At 62.9% G+C, this 19,897-nt stretch carries 15 protein-coding genes; 7 read left to right on the forward strand and 8 right to left on the reverse strand.

What is annotated here, in order from left to right; translation table 11 throughout:
• Nucleotides 1–2 precede the first annotated feature (2 nt).
• The gene (locus tag NLY42_RS31145) at nt 3–464 is read left to right on the forward strand and encodes a response regulator (RefSeq protein ID WP_023669317.1); all 462 of its coding nucleotides are present in this window, start codon (nt 3–5) and stop codon (nt 462–464) included.
• A 30-nt stretch (nt 465–494) separates the two neighbouring features.
• On the opposite strand, the gene NLY42_RS31150 is transcribed toward NLY42_RS31145, so the two are convergent.
• Nucleotides 495–1,202 carry an HAD family hydrolase gene (locus NLY42_RS31150; protein WP_023753886.1) on the reverse strand — a complete coding sequence of 236 codons (708 nt, stop codon included), beginning with the start codon at nt 1,200–1,202 and terminating at the stop codon, nt 495–497.
• 147 nt (nt 1,203–1,349) lie between these two features.
• On the opposite strand from NLY42_RS31150, the gene NLY42_RS31155 reads away from it, so the two are divergent.
• The 3 genes from NLY42_RS31155 (at nt 1,350) to NLY42_RS31165 (ending at nt 5,328) form a co-directional block, all read left to right on the forward strand.
• Nucleotides 1,350–2,786, forward strand: a complete 1,437-nt coding sequence (locus NLY42_RS31155; RefSeq protein WP_023681878.1) for a glutamine synthetase family protein — start codon at nt 1,350–1,352, stop codon at nt 2,784–2,786.
• Nucleotides 2,787–2,920: 134 nt separating this feature from the next.
• On the forward strand, nt 2,921–4,207 hold the full coding sequence (locus NLY42_RS31160) for an NAD(P)/FAD-dependent oxidoreductase (protein WP_023753885.1): 1,287 nt from the start codon (nt 2,921–2,923) through the stop codon (nt 4,205–4,207).
• Nucleotides 4,208–4,482: 275 nt separating this feature from the next.
• The gene (locus NLY42_RS31165) at nt 4,483–5,328 is read left to right on the forward strand and encodes an SH3 domain-containing protein (protein ID WP_023753884.1); all 846 of its coding nucleotides are present in this window, start codon (nt 4,483–4,485) and stop codon (nt 5,326–5,328) included.
• Nucleotides 5,329–5,349: 21 nt separating this feature from the next.
• Here the strand turns inward: NLY42_RS31165 and NLY42_RS31170 are convergent, their stop codons facing one another.
• From NLY42_RS31170 to NLY42_RS31180, 3 genes are all read right to left on the reverse strand, one after another.
• The gene (locus NLY42_RS31170; RefSeq protein ID WP_023753883.1) at nt 5,350–6,645 is read right to left on the reverse strand and encodes a Mur ligase family protein; all 1,296 of its coding nucleotides are present in this window, start codon (nt 6,643–6,645) and stop codon (nt 5,350–5,352) included.
• Between the two features lie 85 nt (nt 6,646–6,730).
• Nucleotides 6,731–8,026 carry a Mur ligase family protein gene (locus NLY42_RS31175; protein ID WP_023753882.1) on the reverse strand — a complete coding sequence of 432 codons (1,296 nt, stop codon included), beginning with the start codon at nt 8,024–8,026 and terminating at the stop codon, nt 6,731–6,733.
• A gap of 179 nt (nt 8,027–8,205) precedes the next feature.
• On the reverse strand, nt 8,206–8,952 hold the full coding sequence (locus NLY42_RS31180; RefSeq protein ID WP_027049416.1) for an SDR family oxidoreductase: 747 nt from the start codon (nt 8,950–8,952) through the stop codon (nt 8,206–8,208).
• 320 nt (nt 8,953–9,272) lie between these two features.
• Here NLY42_RS31180 and zwf point away from each other — a divergent pair, with 320 nt between their 5' ends.
• From zwf to edd, 3 genes are all read left to right on the forward strand, one after another.
• The gene (gene zwf / locus NLY42_RS31185) at nt 9,273–10,742 is read left to right on the forward strand and encodes a glucose-6-phosphate dehydrogenase (protein WP_023753881.1); all 1,470 of its coding nucleotides are present in this window, start codon (nt 9,273–9,275) and stop codon (nt 10,740–10,742) included.
• Nucleotides 10,724–11,440, forward strand: a complete 717-nt coding sequence (gene pgl / locus NLY42_RS31190; protein ID WP_023753880.1) for a 6-phosphogluconolactonase — start codon at nt 10,724–10,726, stop codon at nt 11,438–11,440. The genes zwf and pgl overlap by 19 nt, the downstream gene beginning before the upstream one ends.
• Nucleotides 11,441–11,504: 64 nt before the next feature.
• The gene (gene edd / locus NLY42_RS31195; protein WP_023753879.1) at nt 11,505–13,328 is read left to right on the forward strand and encodes a phosphogluconate dehydratase; all 1,824 of its coding nucleotides are present in this window, start codon (nt 11,505–11,507) and stop codon (nt 13,326–13,328) included.
• 77 nt (nt 13,329–13,405) lie between these two features.
• Here the strand turns inward: edd and NLY42_RS31200 are convergent, their stop codons facing one another.
• The 4 genes from NLY42_RS31200 to NLY42_RS31215 all read right to left on the reverse strand — a co-directional run bounded on the left by NLY42_RS31200 (nt 13,406) and on the right by NLY42_RS31215 (nt 19,779).
• Nucleotides 13,406–15,070 (reverse strand): vWA domain-containing protein, encoded by a 1,665-nt coding sequence (locus tag NLY42_RS31200; protein ID WP_023753878.1) that lies wholly within the window; start codon nt 15,068–15,070, stop codon nt 13,406–13,408.
• 149 nt (nt 15,071–15,219) lie between these two features.
• Nucleotides 15,220–16,218 (reverse strand): GlxA family transcriptional regulator, encoded by a 999-nt coding sequence (locus NLY42_RS31205; RefSeq protein ID WP_032888631.1) that lies wholly within the window; start codon nt 16,216–16,218, stop codon nt 15,220–15,222.
• Nucleotides 16,219–16,235: 17 nt separating this feature from the next.
• Nucleotides 16,236–17,135: a bifunctional methylenetetrahydrofolate dehydrogenase/methenyltetrahydrofolate cyclohydrolase FolD gene (folD, locus tag NLY42_RS31210; RefSeq protein WP_023669302.1), complete on the reverse strand. Its 900-nt coding sequence runs from the start codon at nt 17,133–17,135 to the stop codon at nt 16,236–16,238.
• 355 nt (nt 17,136–17,490) lie between these two features.
• On the reverse strand, nt 17,491–19,779 hold the full coding sequence (locus NLY42_RS31215; protein WP_023692390.1) for a GumC family protein: 2,289 nt from the start codon (nt 19,777–19,779) through the stop codon (nt 17,491–17,493).
• Nucleotides 19,780–19,897 lie beyond the last annotated feature (118 nt).

Genomic DNA, 19,897 nt, shown 5'->3' on the forward strand with positions numbered 1-19,897 from the left:
CCATGTGCCCTGTGAACCGCGAGACCGACACCGCCAAACATCTGAATTCGTCAAGCAGGGACGCGAACTCCGAGATATCAACGGATTTCTCCCACGTGCTGGTCGTTGGAAAATCGCCGATCAACCGGGTGGTGGTGTCGAAGATCGTCGAGAAGTCCGGACTGAAGCCGATCTCCGAGTCGCCCGAGATGGCGGCCAAGACATTGCGAACCCTCATTCCGGGCGCCGTCGTTCTCGATGGCGGCCCCGACAACGAGGACTGCCGCGCGCTGATGGCGGCCATCGACGCCTTGCGGCGGACATCTGGGCGGTCGCTCCCCAAGGTGATCCTGCTTTCAACCAAGACCGGCACGCCCGACAGCCTGGGTCTGTCGAGCGTGGTCGATGTGGTGGTAACCAAGCCGATCACCACCGAAAGGCTGCAGCCGGTGGTCGACCGGCTGATCAGTCTCGGGCGCGGCTGATCGCAATCCGCCCGAACGCGTGTGGGGCGGTCAGCCTTCCTTGCCGATGCTCTCGATCAAAGCCGGCAGTTCGCCAAGATCGACAAGCTGACGAAAACGCGGTGCCTCGACCGGCGGCTCGACGTGTTCGAGCACCCAGGTCAGCTCGTGCGGCACATACACACCCCAGCTGCCGGCCTCGATGGCCGGCACCACGTCCGACTTGAGCGAATTGCCGACCATCATGCTGGTCTGCGGGCTGCCGTGACGGCCAAAGATCCTGGCATAGGTGGCGGCGCTCTTGTCGCTGACGATCTCGACGGCATCGAACAGGTCGCCAAGGCCGGACGCCGCCAGCTTGCGCTCCTGGTCGAACAGATCGCCCTTGGTGATCAGCACCAGATGGTAGGCGCCGGCGAGCTTTTCGACTGTCTCGCGCGCATGCGGCAGCGCCTCGACAGGATGGCCGAGCATGTAGCGGCCGGCGGCAAGGATTTCGGCGATCGTCGAGGCCGGCACACGGCCATCGGTCACTTCTATCGCCGTTTCGATCATCGACAAGGTAAAGCCCTTGATGCCGAAGCCGTAGACGGCAAGGTTGCGCTTCTCGGCCTCCAGCAGCCGTGCCGAAATGTGCTCGGCCTCGCCATGGTCGGCGAGCAGGGTTGCAAAATGCTTCTCGGTCAGGCGGAAGAACTGTTCGTTCTGCCATAGGGTATCGTCGGCGTCGAAGCCGATAGTGGTCAATTTGCCTGGCATACGGTGTCTTCTGCTGCTCGATCTGCGGGAGGTTGACCCTAATCTGCGTGGCGCGATTTTCAACCAGGAAGGCGAAGACAGGCAGCTCCCCTTCCCTTCCATCACCGGCAACAGCTATACTGTGATAATTGCAACCCAAACTGGTGAATGATGCCGCCTGCGAAAAAGGAAGTCCGTCCGTCGACCCGCGGAGGACGCGTCCGAACGCCTGCCTTCGTGAAAAATCAACGCGGCGTGAAGAACTGGAAGGAAGTCAGCGCCTGGCTGGAATGGCGCGGCATCGAAGACATAGAATGCATCACGCCTGATCAGGCTGGCGTCGCGCGCGGCAAGATGATGCCGTCGAAGAAATTCACTTCCAACACCTCGCTGGCGCTGCCATCGGCAGTGTTCATGACGACGATTTCGGGCGGCTATCCCGAGGATGGCAACGGTTTCCACTATCCGGAGGATGATGGCGACCTAAAGCTGATGCCGGATCTGTCGACGTTGACCGTCGTGCCGTGGGAAGAAGACCCGACGGCCGCCGTCATCTGCGACCTCGTCCATCAGGATGGCCGTTCGGTCGAGTTCACGCCGCGCAACGTCCTGAAGCGCGTGGTAGCAGCCTATGACAAGCGCGGGCTGAAGCCGGTGGTGGCGCCCGAGATCGAATTCTACCTGGTGCGCAAGAACCCCGACCCGGATTACCCATTGACGCCACCAGTCGGGCGTTCCGGGCGGCCAATCGGCGGCGGAGCCGGCTATTCGATCGCCGGCGTCAACGAGTTCGACGAACTGATCGACGACATCTACCATTTCTCCGAAAGCCAGGGCCTGGAGATCGACACGCTGATCCACGAGGAAGGCGCCGGCCAGCTCGAGATCAATCTGCGTCACGGCGATCCGGTCGAGCTCGCCGATCAGGTGTTCATGTTCAAACGCACCATTCGCGAGGCAGCGCTGAAGCATGAGATCTATGCCACCTTCATGGCCAAGCCGATCCAGGGCCAGCCAGGTTCTGCCATGCACATCCACCAGTCGATCATCGACAAGAAGACCGGGCTGAATATCTTTTCGGCGAAGGACGGCTCGGAAACCGACGACTTCTTCCATTTCATCGGCGGCATGCAGAAGCATGTGCCGAACGCACTGGTGATGTTTGCTCCCTACGTCAATTCCTACCGCCGGCTGACGCAGTCGGCCTCGGCGCCGGTCAACAACAAATGGGGCTATGACAACCGCACCACGGCGTTCCGCGTGCCGCGCTCGGATCCGGCGGCGCGGCGTGTCGAAAACCGCATCCCGTCTTCCGACGCCAACCCCTATCTGGCGCTGGCGGCCTCACTTGCCTGCGGGCTGATCGGCATCACCAACAAGATCAAGGCCGAGCCTCCGGTGCTGACCACCGCAAACGCCGATGAGATCGACCTGCCACGCGGCCTGCTCGAAGCCGTCGACCTTTTCGAAGGCGACGAGGAACTATGCGCTCTTCTGGGCAAGTCCTTCGCCGCAACCTATGCAGCGATCAAGCGGGCGGAGTTCGAGACCTTCATGGAAGTGATCAGCCCGTGGGAGCGGGAGTATCTGTTGCTCAACGTGTGAGCGGCGACTTCGTCGTGTGAATGGTGAATAGTGAATGGTGAGTAGTTTCATATTGGATGGATGAGCGCAGACGTCGTGCGTCTCGCAGCCATTCACCATTCACCATTCACCATTCACCATTGGCTGGTGTCCCCATGCCTTACCAATCACCTATCTCCCCCGGTCGCTCCTGGTACGAAGACACAGCCGGACCACGCCCTGAGTACCCTGCCCTGGACGGCGACCGCAGCTGCGACGTCGTCGTCGTCGGCGGTGGCTTCACCGGGCTGTCGGCGGCCGCTCATTTGGCGAAGGCGGGAGCCGACGTCGTTCTGATCGAAGCGCATCGCTTCGGCGACGGCGCTTCAGGGCGCAATGGCGGCCAGCTAGGCACGGGCCAGCGCGCCTGGGCCGAAGAGATGGAGGCCGAATACGGCTTCTCCCGCGCCAAGGCGCTGTTCGACCTTGCCGAAGAGGCGAAAGCGCACCTGCTCGAATTCGCCGCCGTCAACCAGATCGACATCGACTATATGCCGGGCCAGTTGTCCGTGGCGCACAAGCCGCGTTATCTCGACGACTACAAGGCACATGCCGAGATCATGGCCGGCCGCTTCAATTATCCGCACATCGCCTTCATGGATGCCAGGGAAACGGCCGAACGGCTGGGCTCCACACGCTACTTCGGCGGCACCCGCGACACCGGCACCGGACACATCCACCCGATGAAGCTGGTGATCGGCACGGCAAAGGTGGCGGCAGCGGCCGGCGCGCACCTGTTCGAGCAGACACTATCGACCGGTGTTACCTCCAGCGGCGGCAAGGTCAGGGTGACGACTTCGAGAGGAACCATCACCGCCCAGAAATGCCTGATCGGTGTAAATGCCTATGGCGGCACGCTCGAGCCGGTGAGTGCCGCGCACATCATGCCCATCGGTTCCTTCATCGGCGCGACGGTGCCGCTGGGCGTCGATTCGAAAGTGCTGCCGGGCGGCGAGGCGGTCGACGATTCGCGTTTCGTCGTGCGTTATTTCCGCAAATCCAGGGATGGAAGGCTGCTGTTCGGCGGGCGCGAGGTCTATGGCGTCAACGATCCGAAGGACATCCATGTCCATATCCGCCGGCAGATAGCCGAGCTTTATCCGGAACTGAGCGATGTCGAGATCACCCATGGCTGGGGCGGCTATGTCGGCATCACCATGCCCAGGAAACCGTTCGTGCGCGAGGTGATGCCCAATGTGATCTCGGCCGGAGGCTATTCCGGCCACGGCGTGATGCTGTCGAACTTCTTCGGCAAGCTCTATGCCCAGGCCGTCGCCGGCAACCGCGACAGACTGAAGCTGATCGAGGACCTGAACATCCCGGCTTTTCCAGGTGGCCGGCCCTTTAGAACGCCATTATTGTTCCTCGCACTGAACTGGTTTGCCCTGAGGGACCGAATATAGGGAAAGTATCTCATATCAGCCGGGGCTGGTACTGAGCCGATTCTATTGAGCTGTTGGTTGCCGCAGCGAGACGTTGCAGAATCCTTAACAAGAGCGCACAATTCCCCTGAGGGCGCACTGATGCCACAATCAAGGGCAAAGGATGCCGGTTCTGGGCGATTGAACGGGGATTTCTGCGGGCCTGCCCGCTTTGTTGTTGGGACCGATGCCGATCGAATGCCGGGCTGCCGGCGCCGATCGAAAGAACACCGGCTCATCTTTTGGAGGTGGCAAGAGTGAACGAGCCCTTCAGTTTCGGCGCGCCGGAACGTCGGCGGTTCGCCATGCAATTCGGTTATGACATGCGGCCCTCCTTCTGGCAGGGGGTGCGCACGAATTCGCATCTGGTGATCGCCGCGGTCGGCACCGCAGCGCTGCTTGGCGTGGCGGGCATAGCGCTTTGGCTGGCGTTGCCGGCCAGCGACCGGCAAGCGATCGCCAGCACACAGCAGAACGTTCCGACTTTTCCGGTCAAGACGACCAAGATTGCCCCCGTCGCGGCCACGGCCGCCGCGGTAGCGGCGCCACAAGCCGCGCGCAAGGGCGACGCGGTTTCATCGACGGTCGCTGTGGGTGGGGCTGCGATGCCGCCGCTGTCGGCCAACGATCCGCGCTGGACTGCGGCGCAATCCAACAGCGACCCTGCCGCGACGCCATCCGATCAGGCGCCTACCGAGCAGGCTGCCGCCAAACCGTCCGATGCCGCGGCATTCGAAGAACCGGCGGCCCAGGGCGACGCCACGACGCAGTTGTCAAAGGTCGCTGCTCCCGCCAATGACGACGACGCGGAAACCGCCGCCATACCGACGCCAAAACCGCAACTTCCAGACGAGCAATCTTCCGCCGCAACGAACGATACCCAGGCCAAGGCCAAGCCACAGAAGGTGGCTGCTGCCGCCGGCACCGGACGCATCCTCAGGGCGGTGACAATGCGCAGCGGTCCGCAGAAAAACGCCGCCGCCATGGGGACCGTGCCCGCCAAGTCGTCGGTGCAGGTGATGAGTTGCAAGAAATGGTGCCAGATCGTCTACAACGGCAAGCGCGGCTGGATCTACAAGAGCTACATCAAGACCGGGGCTTGAGACGCAAGCCGCCAGATCTGGTCAGCCGCCGAGCAACCACCTGAAACGGTGTCTCCTGCGAGCAAGTTTGCGCTTCGCCAGGAAATCCCGGTGTTCCTCGAACGGCACCTCGTAGAGGCCGCACATTTGGCAGCTTTCCGACTTGCGGCATATCGGGACCCAGCATTTGACGTCGTGTGTCCAGGCGAGCGCGATCCTTTCCAGATGAAGGTTGGACGAACTTTTCAGCAGAATCAGTTCTCCTGGGACTGCCGTCCGTTTGATATGATCCGAAACTTCCTTGGCAGTGCGAAGCTCAATGAAACGGCCGCTGTCGCGGTCGGCCTGGCTGGCGCGCGAGCGATGCGCATTGTCGCCGGTATAAATGACCTCATCGGCGATTTCGCGCGCGATGTTGTAGGCGGCGCCGTATTTCCTCGACGAGCCGGCGTAGTCGGATATCTGCCCCAGCACAATGCGCTTGCGAGCACCCTTGGCCTTTGCAATCATCTCCAGGGCAATGTTGAGCGAATGCCAGGGCGCTTTGGCCGTATCGACCAGGAATTTCGGACCCGCGGATACCTCTTGCACCGTAGAGCGGTTGGGCAGTGGTGCAAACGATGCCGTTCTCGCTACGACTTGCTCTGGCGGGACGCCAAGTTCCAAGGCGGCGGCAACAGCCGCTGCAGTCGGCAGCCAGAATTGCTCGCCGGGAAAAGGCGCTTGAATATTCAGGCTGCCACCGCGCCAATGAAGGGTGAACCGCAGCAATTCCGGATACGCGGCATGCACGTCACTCACGCGGTAGTCTGCCTCGCCGGACTGGCCGAAGGTCGCAATCCGGCATTTCGCGCCAGACGCCATGCCGATCACCAGTGGGTCATCGCAATTGAGAACCGCAAGTCCATCAGGTTGGAGTGCCCCGACCAGCGCCCGCTTCTCTCCCGCCACAGCTTCCAGAGTCTTGAACTTGCCGAAATGCTCCAGACGGATCATCGTAACCACCGCCACACTCGGCTTCAGCATCTGCGCCATGGCGCTGATCGTGCCGAAGTCGGAAGCGCCGGCTTCGAAAACGACGTAATCGACTTTGCCGGCCTTCCTCAGGCGCTTGTAAAGCGTTCGGATGAGCGCAGGCATTGTATTGGCCTGGGCCTGTAGATGCACCTTGCCTTGGGCGGCCAGTATGTGTGCAAGCAGGCTGGTGGATGTGGATTTGCCGGAGCTGCCGGTAATGCCGATGAACGTCGCCTTGTTACGCGCCCGCACCCAGCGCGCCTGCAGCCGTCGCAGCGCCCAGCCCAAGTCCTTGCGAATTTTCAGCAATTCCAGTTTCACACCCCGCCAGCTTTTAGCCCAGCCTAATATGCGTCGTGCCAAGTTCCAGAGTCAAACGGGCGCTGGCGTGCTTCAGCCAAAGATTCTAGCGGCCGAGGAGCCGCAGCAGTCTGTGCTTGCGGCGCTTCGATTTTCTCTGCGCCACAAACTCACGGTGCTGCTCAAACGGCACTTCATAGAGGCCGCATTGCTCGCATCCCTCGGTCTTGCCGCATACCGAAACCCAGCACTGGACGTCGTGGGTCCAGGCAAGAGCGACACGCTCGAGGTGCAGATTGGACGAGCTCTTGAGCAGGATCAACTCGTCACGCTGCGCGGTTTGGGCGATGTAGTCCGACACTTCCCTGGCCGTGCGCAATTCGATGAAGCGGCCGCTGTCGCGATCTGCCTGGTTCGCCTTGGAGCGATGGGCATGATCGCCGGCATAAATCACCTGGTCTGCAATCTCGCGCGCGCTGCTGTAGGCTTGGGCATATCTGTTATTCGAGCCGGAAAAATCCGATAGCTGGCCAAGAACGATACGTTTTCGCCCGAATGTCGATCCGGCTACCATGTCGAAGGCAAGGCTCAGCGAATGCCAGGGCGCCTTTGCGGCATCCACGATGAAGTGGGGGCCGCCCGCGGGGACGAGCACCTGGCCGCGATTTTCCAGAGGCTGGAACGTCGCGGTTCTGTCCTTGACCATCTGCGCAGGCACGCCCAGTTCAAGAGCGGTTGCAACCGCCGCTGACGTCGGCAGCCAGAAATGCTGGCCGGGGAACGACGTCTCGATATCGAGCACACCGCCGCGCCAGTGGAGCGAGAACCGCAACGGCTTGGGATAGGCTGCCTCGATATCGCTGACGCGATAATCCGCCTGCTCCGATGTGCCGAATGTGACGGAACGGCAATAGCTCGCCGAGGCCATGCCCATCACAAGAGGATCATCGGCATTGAGCATCGCGAAGCCGCCCGGCTCCAGCGCCGCGACTAGGGCGCTCTTTTCTCGAGCGACGTTTTCCACAGTCTTGAAACTGGCCCGATGCTCCAGCCGGACCATTGTGACAACAGCCACGTCGGGGCGAAGCAACTCGGCCATGGGCTTCATTGTATCCGGGCCGAATGCAGCAGCCTCGAAGACGACGTAGTCGGTTTTGCCGCCCTTTCCCATTCGCCTGGATAGGGTCGAGACCAACAGTTTCATAGTGTTGGCCAGAACCTGTGTGTGGACCGAACCCTGGCCAGCCAGGATGTGTCCAAGCAGGCTTCCCGCCGTCGTCTTGCCGGAGCTTCCGGTAACACCGATGAAAATTGCCTTGCTTCGCGCCCGCGCACGCCTGGCCAGGTAAAGCCGCAGCCGCCATCCCAGATCGTAGCGACTTTTCTGCTGCCTGATCTTCATCACCCGCCAACACTATCCACGATCCGTTATGCCTTTCGGGGGATCGAGAAGTCAAACTGGGGTCCGGCGTGACGACGTCAACTGTTCGTTCCTCGGCCGGCCGGCGCACCGATGCGAACTCTTGCCGACATTGCTCTGTCTGCCATGCATTGCGAACAGCGAGGTACTTCCCGAATTGCTCAAATGCAGCGGCCGCCGTCGACCTCCAGCGCCACACCGGTGATGAAGGCGGCTTCGTCCGACGCAAGCCAAAGCGCAGCGTTGGCGATATCGAGCGGCGTCGACAGACGGCCGAGCGGTATCGAGGCACGGAATTTCTCGCGGATCTCCGGCGTGTCAGTGCCCATGAATTTCTCCAGCATGCCGGTCTCGCCGGCGACCGGGCAAAGGCAGTTCACGCGGATGTTCTTGGGCGCGAGTTCGACCGCCATCGACTTGGTCGCGGTGATCGCCCAGCCCTTCGAGGCATTGTACCAGGTGAGCCCCGGCCGCGGCCGCAGACCGGCGGTCGAAGCCGTGGTCAGGATGACGCCGCCGCCCTGCCGCTCCATGATCGGCACCACGGCAAGTGCGGCGTGGTAGATCGCCTTCATGTTGACTGAAGTGATCAGGTCGAAGGTCGCCTCGTCGACGTCGAGCATGTCTCCATTGCGATGGGTGTAGCCGGCATTGTTGACCATGATATCGATGCGGCCGAAGGCGCTTTTTGCGGCATAGACCATCTCGTCGAATTCGGAACGCTGCGAAACGTCGGTCTGGGTCCAGATCGCGGCCTGGCCGATCTCTGCTGCAACGCGCTCCGCGCCCTTGGCGTTGAGGTCGGCGACGACGACCTTGGCGCCCTCTTCGGCAAAGCGCCTGGCCATGCCTTCGCCGAAACCTGACGCAGCACCCGTGATGACGGCAACCTTGTTTTCCAGACGCATGCTTTTTCCGCTCATTGAAGACCCACCTCGCAAGCGCATTTTCCTTTTTGTTTGATGCGTGTCTGTCTCCCAGAGCCGCTTCGCACTTCTGGGCGACACGCATTAGCTTTCGTCACATTCCCGCTTTATGTTGCAGGCGCGAAAGCCCCGGACCATCGCTTGACGAAAAGCCTCCGGGTGGCAGCCAGTGTCAAGGCACATTTGGAGCGAATCAATATGCAGTGATTTGGCCTCGATGTGACACCATGGCACTGGATAGTTTAAATCGATTAGATTATATCCTGCCGCGTCACAGCGAGCGGCGTCAAAGCGGACAGACCATGACCAGCCAGATCATTCCCGTCGAGCCTTTCGACTTCATCATTTTCGGTGGCACCGGCGACCTGTCGGAACGCAAGCTGCTGCCCTCGCTCTACCACCGCCAGCGCGACCACCAGTTTTCCGAGCCGACCCGCATCATCGGCACCTCGCGCTCCAAGATGAGCGACGAGGAATTCCAGGCTTTCGCCAAGCAGGCGATTTCCCAGCATGTTAAGCCGGCCGACATCGACGCCGAGGAACTCAAGACATTTCTTGCCCGGCTGTCCTACGTATCGGCCGACGCGACGACTGGTGTCGGCTTCGACAAGCTGAAAAAGGCGATCGGCGAAAGCGACCGCATCCGCGCTTTCTATCTGGCGGTGGCGCCGGCGCTGTTCGGCGACATCTCGCACCAGCTGAAAGCCCACAATCTCATCACGCCGAATTCACGTATCGTGCTGGAGAAGCCGATCGGCCGCGACCTCGATTCGGCGCGCAAGCTCAACGACGTGGTTGGAGACGACTTCCACGAAAGCCAGATCTTCCGCATCGACCACTATCTCGGAAAGGAGACGGTGCAGAATCTGATGGCGCTGCGCTTTGCCAACGCGCTCTATGAGCCGCTTTGGAATTCTGCCCATATCGACCATGTGCAGATCACGGTGGCCGAGACCGTCGGTCTTGAAGACCGCGTCACCTACTACGACAAGGCCGGCGCGCTGCGCGACATGGTGCAGAACCACATGCTGCAGCTGCTCTGCCTGGTTGCCATGGAGGCGCCATCGTCGATGGATGCCGATGCCGTGCGCGACGAGAAGCTGAAGGTGCTGCGGGCGCTGAAGCGCATCAACGGCAATGAGGCACCCAAGCACACCGTGCGCGGGCAGTACCGCGCCGGCGCCTCTGCAGGCGGCGCGGTGAAAGGCTATGTCGAGGAACTCGGCAAAGACAGCTCCACCGAGACCTTCGTCGCCATCAAGGCCGAGATCGGCAATTGGCGCTGGGCCGGCGTGCCGTTCTATCTCCGGACCGGCAAAAGGCTGGCGACCCGCGTTTCGGAAATCGTCATCGAGTTCAAGCCGATCCCGCATTCGATCTTCGGCGACAGCGCCGGGCCGATCTCAGCCAACCAACTGGTGATCCGGCTGCAGCCCGATGAAGGCGTCAAGCAGTTCATCATGATCAAGGATCCAGGCCCGGGCGGCATGCGGCTGCGCCAGATTCCGCTCGACATGAGCTTTGCAACATCTTTCGACGGTCGCGCGCCGGACGCCTATGAACGGCTGATCATGGATGTTATCCGCGGCAACCAGACGCTGTTCATGCGCCGCGACGAAGTCGAGGCGGCATGGAAGTGGATCGACCCGATCCAGAACGCCTGGGAAAGCGCCAGGCAGGAGGCGCAAGGCTATACGGCCGGCACATGGGGTCCCTCGGCCTCGATTGCGCTGATCGAACGCGACGGGCGGACATGGCACGAAAGCAATTGAGCGAGCCCGTCTACAACTGGAACGGCTTTGCCGGGCGCCAGGATCTGGCGGCAGCCCTTGCCGGCAATGTCGCGGCGCGCCTGACCAAGGCCATCGACGGGCGCGGCACGGCCCTGCTTGCCGTTTCCGGCGGCACCACGCCGGCAAAGTTCTTTGCAGCACTTTCGGCCATTCCGATCGCCTGGAACAAGGTGACGGTGACGCTGGTCGACGAACGGTTCGTGCCGGCCTCCTCGCCGCGCTCGAATGCGGGGCTGGTCGCGGCCAACCTGCTGCAGAACAAGGCGGCTGCCGCGCACTTCGTGCCGCTCTACCATGAGGCGGCAAGCATCGAGACCGCCGCGGCGGCCGACGATGCGGCGCTGAAGGCTCTGCCCTGGCCCCTCGATGTCGTCGTGCTCGGCATGGGCGGCGACGGCCACACCGCCTCGTTCTTTCCCGACGCCGAGAATCTCGGCGATTTGCTCGACCCGGCCTCATCAAGGATCGTGCTGCCGGTTCACGCGGCAAGCGCCGGCGAACCCCGGTTGACGCTGCCGCTGGCGCGGATCGTCGACGCCGGCTTCATCGCGCTGCATATAGAAGGCGAGGACAAGCGCACCGCCTTCGACGGTGCGATGGGACCGGGTGCGAAAAAGCCCATCCGCAAAGTGCTCGAAGCGGCACCCATCCCGGTAGAGGTGTTCTGGGCACCCTGATTTCACGCAAAGCAGTCCCGGCAGACGGTGGAGGACGTTCTTCCGGGGCTCGAAAGGACCGACCATGACAGCCAGACGCGACATCGAAGCCATCACGGAACGCATCCGCCAACGCTCGAAAGCCGGCCGCGAGCGCTATCTCGGCCGCATCGCCGAGGCCTCCAGCCGCACCGCCAACCGGGGCGTCCTGTCTTGCGGCAACCTCGCGCATGGCTTTGCCGTCTGCAGCCCGTCTGAAAAGCTGGCGCTCGGCGCCGACAAGGTGCCGAACCTCGGCATCATCACCTCCTACAATGACATGCTGTCGGCGCATCAGCCGTTCGAGACGTTTCCGGCGCTGATCAAGGATGCCGCGCGCGAAGTCGGCGGCATCGCGCAGGTGGCCGGCGGCGTGCCGGCCATGTGCGATGGCGTGACCCAGGGACAGCCCGGCATGGAGCTCTCGCTGTTTTCGCGCGACGTGATCGCCATGTCCGCGGCGATCGGCCTGTCGCACAACATGTTCGACGCCGCCGTCTATCTCGGCGTCTGCGACAAGATCGTACCGGGGCTTGTGATCGCGGCTCTCACCTTCGGCCATCTGCCGGCGGTGTTCGTGCCGGCCGGGCCGATGACGACGGGCCTGCCCAATGACGAGAAGGCCAAGGTTCGCCAGCTCTATGCCGAGGGCAAGGCCGGACGCGCAGAACTGCTCGAAGCGGAGTCTAAATCCTATCACGGGCCGGGCACCTGCACCTTCTATGGCACCGCAAATTCCAACCAGATGCTGATGGAGATCATGGGCCTGCATACGCCCGGCGCGTCCTTCGTCAATCCAGGCACGCCGCTGCGCGACGCGCTGACGCGCGAGGCGACTAGGCGAGCCCTGGAGATCACCGCGCTCGGCAACGCCTACACGCCGGTCGGCCGCATGATCGACGAGCGCTCTTTCGTCAATGGCGTCGTCGGCCTGCACGCCACCGGCGGCTCTACCAACCACACCATCCACCTCATCGCCATGGCGGCGGCCGCCGGCATCACGCTTACCTGGCAGGACATTTCCGACCTGTCGGAAGCGGTGCCTCTTCTCGCGCGCGTCTATCCGAACGGGCTTGCCGACGTGAACCATTTCCATGCCGCCGGCGGGCTCGGCTTCCTGATCCGCGAATTGCTCGACGAAGGCATCCTGCATGAGGATGTGCAGACGGTATGGGGCGAAGGCCTGAGGCCCTATGCGGTCGAGGCCCGGCTCGGCGAAGATGGCGGCGTCCTGCGTGAAGCCTCGCCGCTGCAGAGCGGCGACGAGAAGGTGCTGGCGCCGTTCAAGAAGGCCTTCCAGCCGACCGGCGGCCTGAAAGTGCTCGCCGGCAATCTCGGCCACGCCGTCATCAAGACGTCCGCCGTGAAGCCGGAACGCCGCGTCATCGAGGCGCCGGCCAAGGTGTTCGACAGCCAGCAGGGACTGAACGAAGCCTTCAAGGCCGGCACGCTGACCGGCGACTTCATCGCCGTCATCCGCTTCCAGGGCCCGAAGGCAAACGGCATGCCGGAACTGCACAAGCTGACCACCGTGCTCGGCATCCTGCAGGATCGTGGCCAGCGCGTCGCGCTGGTCACGGACGGGCGCATGTCTGGCGCTTCCGGCAAGGTGCCGGCGGCGATCCATGTAACGCCGGAAGCGGTCGAGGAAGGGCCGATCGCCAGGATCCATGACGGCGACATCATCCGGCTCGACGCCGATGCCGGCACGCTGGAAGTGCTGGTGCCGGGGCCCGAGCTCGCGCTGCGCCGCACGGCCGACATCGATCTCATCGGCAACGAGTTCGGTTTCGGCCGCGAGCTGTTCGCCGGTTTCCGCCAGCTGGTCGGCCGCGCCGACCACGGCGCCAGTGCTTTCGGCACGGCCTGAGGCATCATTGCCTATTTTGTAAAAAAGGCGGCTCGAGCTCGGTTTGAGGCCGCCCTTTGGTGAGGGATGGATGGCGATTACGGCTGAACCGTAATCTCGCTCCGTTCGCCGGCCTTGACCGTCACCGGCATTTCCTTGTCATGGCCCTGATCGGACATGTGGCGGAGGACGACATAGTCGCCGGCCGGGATAGTCTGCTGCCAGGTGTCGCCATAGCTCAGGCCGAGCGCCTTGCGGTTGCCCTGGATATCCTTCTTCGACGACAGCACCTCGATCGAATAGGCGCCCGGCGCCGACATCACCAGCACGCCGGCATCGAGCGTCACCTTGACGTCCTTGACGTCGCCAACCTTGACGCTGAAAGGCTGCTCGACGGTTGCGAGCTCAAGCGAGGTGACCGCGACATAGTCGTCCGGCGCCAGCCAGAATTTGCTGTCGGGCCCATAGGAGTGGGCGACATCGTCACGCGAGCCGTCGATCTTCTTCTTGGCCTTGACGATCTGGACGCTGATGCCCGAGGAGTCAGCCTTGTCGCCACCTGCAGTGTAGTAGGCGTTGACGGCGGCATGGCCGACGCCGACGACTATGTCTTTTTCCACAGTCTGCCCGGCGGCGAGCTGGATGTTCTCGGTCACCGAGCCGCTGCCGATCGCAACCGTCACCTTCTGCTCACCAGCCGGCACGATGATCCTGGTGTCGCCATAGTGGGTGGTGCTGCCGCCCGGGAAGGCGAAGTCGACATCGGCTTCGTCACTGATCTCGGCGCCCTGGCTTGGCTTCGGATGGATGAGCATGGTGCCGGCGTTCAAGGTGAAGAGCGGCTTGTAGACCTGGCCCGCCTCGATCTTGACCTTCTGTTCCGCCCGAGCTTCGTCGGCGCGCGCGACGACGACATAGTCGCCCGGCTCGAGATTGGCCTCGTAGTTGTTGTACTGGGTGGTGACGGCCTCGCCGTGCGTGCCATCGGCCTTGGCCTTGTAGACCTCCCAGGCATTGCCGTCGGTGATCGGATCGCCGCCTTCGGCCATGACCACGCTCGGGATGAAATTGAATTCGGGCTTTGCCGGTTCAGGGGCTGGAGCTGGGGCTGGCGCCGGTGCGGGTTCAGGTGCCGGAGCCGGCGCGGCGACGGTTTCGACCAGTGCTTCCTGCAGCGCCTTCTCGTCCGAGGCCTGGATATATTTGCCGCCGGTGTTGTCGGCAAGGCAGGCGATCTGCTTGCCCTCGTCAGCGGTCAGGCCGAAGCCGACGACGTCGACTGTGAAATCGACGCCTGAGGCCTCCAGTTCCTTGCCCAGCGCGCACGGGTCACCTTCGCAGGTTTCAAGCCCATCGGTGATGAGGACCACGGTCGCCTTGTCCTCGGTGTATTTCAGAGCTTCGGCCGCCTGCTTGACGGCTGCGGTCAGCGGCGTCTTGCCGAGGAATTTCAGGCTGTCGGCAGCGGCCGAAATGGCGCTAGCCGAGCCGGCTTGCGGCGGCACGATCAGTTCGATGTCGTCGCAGCTGCCCTTTTCGCGGTGGCCATAGGCCATGAAGCCGATCTCGTCGTCGCCCGGGACCGACTGCAGCACGGTCCTCAGCGATTCGCGCGCGATCTCGAGCTTCGGCTTGCCGTCGATCTGGGCCCACATCGAGCCCGAAGCGTCAAGAATGATGATGACCTTGTTGGCGGCAAAGCCGAGCGAAGTCATCGACAAAAGGAGCAGCGCCGCAGCGACGCTCCGCAAAAGTCCCGCCATGGAAATCTCCTTGAGACCGCCCTCTGATCCGCGCCGGAAGCTATTTGACGGCGCGTCCGGGCACAAGCCCCGGAGCGGGTTACGAACGGTTGCCGTGTAACAGGATCGGCGCCGGCCGAGGCCTGTTCCGAGGCCGGCTCAGCACCGCGTCAGTACGTGGTGCGCCGCTCTTCGGAAGGCGGACGGCCGAACTGCAGCCGATAGCTCTGCGCGAAATAGGAGTGCGAGGTAAAGCCGGTGGCAATGGCCACGTCGAGGATCGGCATGTTGGTCTGGCGCAGCAGTTCGCGCGCCCGCTCAAGCCTGAGCCGCATGTAGTAACGACCGGGCGTGACGCTCAAATGGCGCAGGAACAAGCGCTCGACCTGGCGCACCGACAGGCCCGCCGATTTGGCAAGCTGCACGGCTGATAGCGGCTCGTCGAGATGGTCGGCCATCAGTTCGACGATGCGCCTTAGCTTCTCCGACTTGCCGGTCAGGTCGCGCTCCGGCCCGACGCGCTGGCGGTCGCCGGCGGAGCGGATGCGCTCATGCTGGAACTGGTTGGCAACGCCGTTGGCGAGGTTCGAGCCGAAGTCGCCACGCACGATCTCCAGCATCAGGTCGATCGAGGTGGTGCCGCCGGCGCATGTGTAGCGCTTGCGGTCGATCTCGAAGACGTTGCCGGTGCAATTGATGTCGGGAAAGCGCTCGACGAAGCCGGCGCGGTTTTCCCAATGGATGGTGCAGCGATAACCTTCGAGCTGACCGGCTTCGGCCAGGAGGTAAGAGCCCACCGACAGCGCGCCGAGCGCATTGCCGCGCCGGCCCCAGCTGCGCAGCGCCGCCAGCACCTTGCTCTTGCCGGGGAACTCGACCGACAGGCCCACCGACACGAACAGGATATCGACCGGCGGCAAATCGGCGACGGCATAGTCGATCTTGAGCGGCAGGCCGTTGGAGGCCATGACGGGATCGCCGTCGGCCGAGACCGTCGTCCAGCCATAGAAATCGCGGCCGAGCAGGCGGTTGGCCGAGCGGAAGGTATCGATCGCCGCTGCCAACGAAAACATCGAAAACTTGTCGACCAGCAGGAACGCGAATTGCCGGCCCCCTTGAACGGGATCATCCACGACCGGCCGTTCAGAGGGAATAGTAAGGTTCGGCAAAGAAGCTGCTTTCTGGGTCAGAAGGAAGGCCGCTTCAAGCCGGCCGCAAGGTAGGCTGAGGCTAACGTATTGGCCATCAGCATGGCAATGGTCATCGGTCCGACACCGCCGGGCACGGGGGTGATGGCGCCGGCGGCCTTGGCCGCTTCGGCATAGGCTACATCGCCGACGAGGCGGGTTTTGCCTTCGCCTTTCTCGGGTGCGGCAATGCGGTTAATCCCGACATCGATCACGGTGGCGCCGGGTTTGACCCAGTCGCCCTTGATCATTTCGGGCCGGCCGACGGCGGCAACCAGAATGTCGGCTGTGCGGGCCAGCGCCGGCAGATCCTTGGTGCGGCTGTGGGCAATGGTGACGGTGCAGTTGGCGGCAAGCAACAGATTTGCCATCGGCTTGCCGACGATGTTGGAGCGGCCGACGACGACCGCGTTGAGGCCGGAAAGATCCTTGCCGCGCACGCGTTCGATCAAAAGCATGGAGCCAGCCGGCGTGCAGGGCACGAAGGCTGTTTCGAGTTCGCCGGTGCCGAGCTTGCCGACATTGATGAAATGAAAGCCGTCGACATCCTTTTGTGGCGCGATGGCCTGGATGATCTTGCCGGCATCGATATGGGCGGGAAGCGGCAGCTGCACCAGAATGCCGTTGATGGCCGGATCGGCGTTGAGTTCGCCGATGATCTTCAGCAGTGCCGCTTCGGACGTGTCGGCCGGCAGTGTGTGCTGCAGCGAATGAAAGCCGCATTCCTTGGCGGTGCGCGACTTCGACGCGACATAGACCTGGCTTGCCGGATCCTCGCCGACGATGACCACCGCCAAGCCGGGCTGGGCCTTTCCCTTGGCGACCAGGTCCTCGGTCAAGGCCTTGACCTTCTGAACCACGTCTGCGGCGACGATCTTTCCGTCAATCACTTCGGCCATGAACCATCCTCGACATCATTCCAGCCAAGGCGCGGCGCGCGCCTTGAACGTTGCTTCGTGCATGTCGTTGTTCCAAACGTTCCGCCCATTCGGGTAAAGCCCGACGGCAGCGTTTTTTGGGCGCCATGCTGCGCGGCATTGTCACGAAATTTGGCCTAAGCAATCCCGTCAAAGCGCCGTCACATGCCGTAAACTCGAAACCGGCAGCTTTTATTCTGTGCTGACGGGCTCAGAGCGACTCATCCTTTCACGGAAAGGCTGAACCGCTCTATTTCTTGTTTTGACGCAATTCCCAAGGGAAAGCGCGCTACGCGCTTTTCCCGGGAAAACCGTTTCACACTTTTCCTGGAATTGCTCAGAAATAGCGGCGGTGCGAACGGCTTTCGGTGAGTTCGCGCACCGCTTCGCGAAATTCGCGCAGGCTGGCGCGGATATCGTCGATTTGCGCCTGCTGGTCTTCCGGCGCCGCCCCAGCGGGCTGCGGAGAAGACCACGGCCCGGACGCCGCGGGCATCGGCTGAGCCTGCGAATAGGCATAGTCAGCCGGCTGACGAGGCTGCGCGTAGCCAGGCTGCTGCGCAGGGGAATTGGCGTGCGGAACCTCGTTCCGGAAGTCCGGCTGGCGATAGCCCACAGGCTCCTGCACCGGCCTTGTATATTCGGCGGCTGGTTGGGCGCGGTAGGTCTCGACGGGTTCGCCTGACGTCCCGCTACCCGGCGCGGCTTTGCGCATCGCCGAGAACAGTCCGTCGAACAGACCTGGGCTCCGGGCGGGAGCGGCCGCGGTCGGCAACACCGGAGGTGCTGCCGGTGGCGGCGCCACAGGCAGCGGCGCGCGATAGACCTTGTCCTCGACCGGAGGGGGGCGCTCGTCCATTCTGCCGCGCGAACGCGAATTGGCAGCGCCGCGCAGGCTGGCAAAGGCGCCGCGCATGGCGCCGACACCGATGCCCGAAGCAAGCCCGAGCAGCAGGCCGGCCATCGCTATTACAGCCCGCGACGGTCCGTTGGGTTCGAGCGGCGGTTGCGCGGGGGTCATCAGATTGATGTTGGTGGTGTTGATGTTTTGCTGTTCGCCGGTCTCCTTGGCGCGCAGAAGGTACTGTTCGTAGACGGAGCGTTTGGCCGTGGCGTCACGCTCCAGTTCGCGCAGGCTGACCAGATCGCTGTTGACGTCGCCGCTCTGGACCTTTGCCTGAGCCAGGCGGGAAGCGAGATCCTGCTCAAGCTGAACCGAGCGCTTCAAATCGACCTGCAGCGACGAGGCGATGCGGCGCAGTTCGCCTGCGATGCGCTCGCGCGAGCCGTCGAGCTGGGCGTTGAGCGCCTGGTATTCGGGATGACGCGGTCCCAGACGCACGGCGGCGCGGTCGGCCTCCTGCTTCAAAACTGCATATTGCGCGCGCAGTTCGCTCATCGTGTTGGAATTGATTTCTTCCGGCAAGGTGCCGTTGATGACCGAATTGACGTCCAGCGAACGCGCCGACGCGGCCCGGGCATTGAGTTCCAGCGTACGGGCCCGGGTGACTGAGAGCTGCTCGTTGAGCTTCAGCATCTGGTCGTCGCTGATCAGATGGCCCTGCGCGTCGACGAGATCATGCGTGGCCCTGAAATCCTCGACCTTGCGCTCCGCTGTCTCGACATTCTTGCGCAGGTCATCGAGCTTGGCCGTCAGCTGGTCCGTCGCGCGCCCGGCCATCCCGAACTGGTATTGGGCCGCCTCCTGCTGGAAAACGTCCCTGGTCGTATTGGCTATCTTCGCCGATTTGTCGGCGCTTTGAGTGGTGGCGCTGATGGAAACGACAAAGCTCTTGCCGCTGCGCTCAACCGACAGGCTCTTGGCCAGATTGCCGACCGCCAGCGCCTGGCGGCGCACTTCACCGCCGCCGCCAGGGCCATCCTGGCGCGACAGTATCGAGCGAATGAGCGACAGGACGCCAAGGCCGCCAGAGCCCTGTCCGTTGAATTCCGGATCGTCGACGAGATTGAGATCGGCCACGACCTTGTCGAGGACCTTGCCGGATGTCACCATCTTGATGCGGGTTTCGACAACAGCCAGCGCCGCATCGGGCTGCCCGACCGGTTGGGTGAGATCGTTGTCGGAAAGCTTCAGGTCGCCTGGCTCGATGACCATCTGTGTGGTGGCTTCGTATTTCTTCGGTGTCGAAACGGCGACGGCGACGCCGAGCACCGTGCCCAATATCGTAGTCGAGACGATCAGCAACTTGGAACGACTAATGCCGCGGACGACCTGGAGCGGATCGATCAGCGGCTTCCATTCCTGCCCGTCATCGTCGTCGCGGTCCGGTCGCTGCTCGTGGAAAGAGCGGAGCTCATAGGCGGCGTGCTGCTGACGCCGGCCGGAAACAGGCTCCTCACGCGCGCTGGCGGCCGAAACGGGTTCGCCGTCGGCCTGGAACTGCGGCGGCTCGGGCGGTGACGTTGGCGCCGGATTCGACCGCGCCTCGCGTTGCGAGCGGGCTATGCGGTGACGCGTGGCGGCGTCCTCGCGCCATGACGGATCCACCCGGTCACCGATCGAGACCGCCGACGCATCCGCCGCCTCATCGCCGCGCACGGCTTTGCCGAGCGCCAGGAGGGAGCGCTCGCGCCTCCAGTCTTCACGGTTTTCCCTGTCGACCATTGTCTCGAAACTTTACCTTCGACGGCGCAGGAGCGGCGGTCGGCCAATCGTTAAGTCACGCTAAACAGGCATGGGAAACAAAAGGTTAATTTCCTAAGTCTGCAAGTGAAAGTTTCTC

This window comes from Mesorhizobium sp. C372A (assembly GCF_030323245.1).
Lineage (GTDB): Bacteria > Pseudomonadota > Alphaproteobacteria > Rhizobiales > Rhizobiaceae > Mesorhizobium.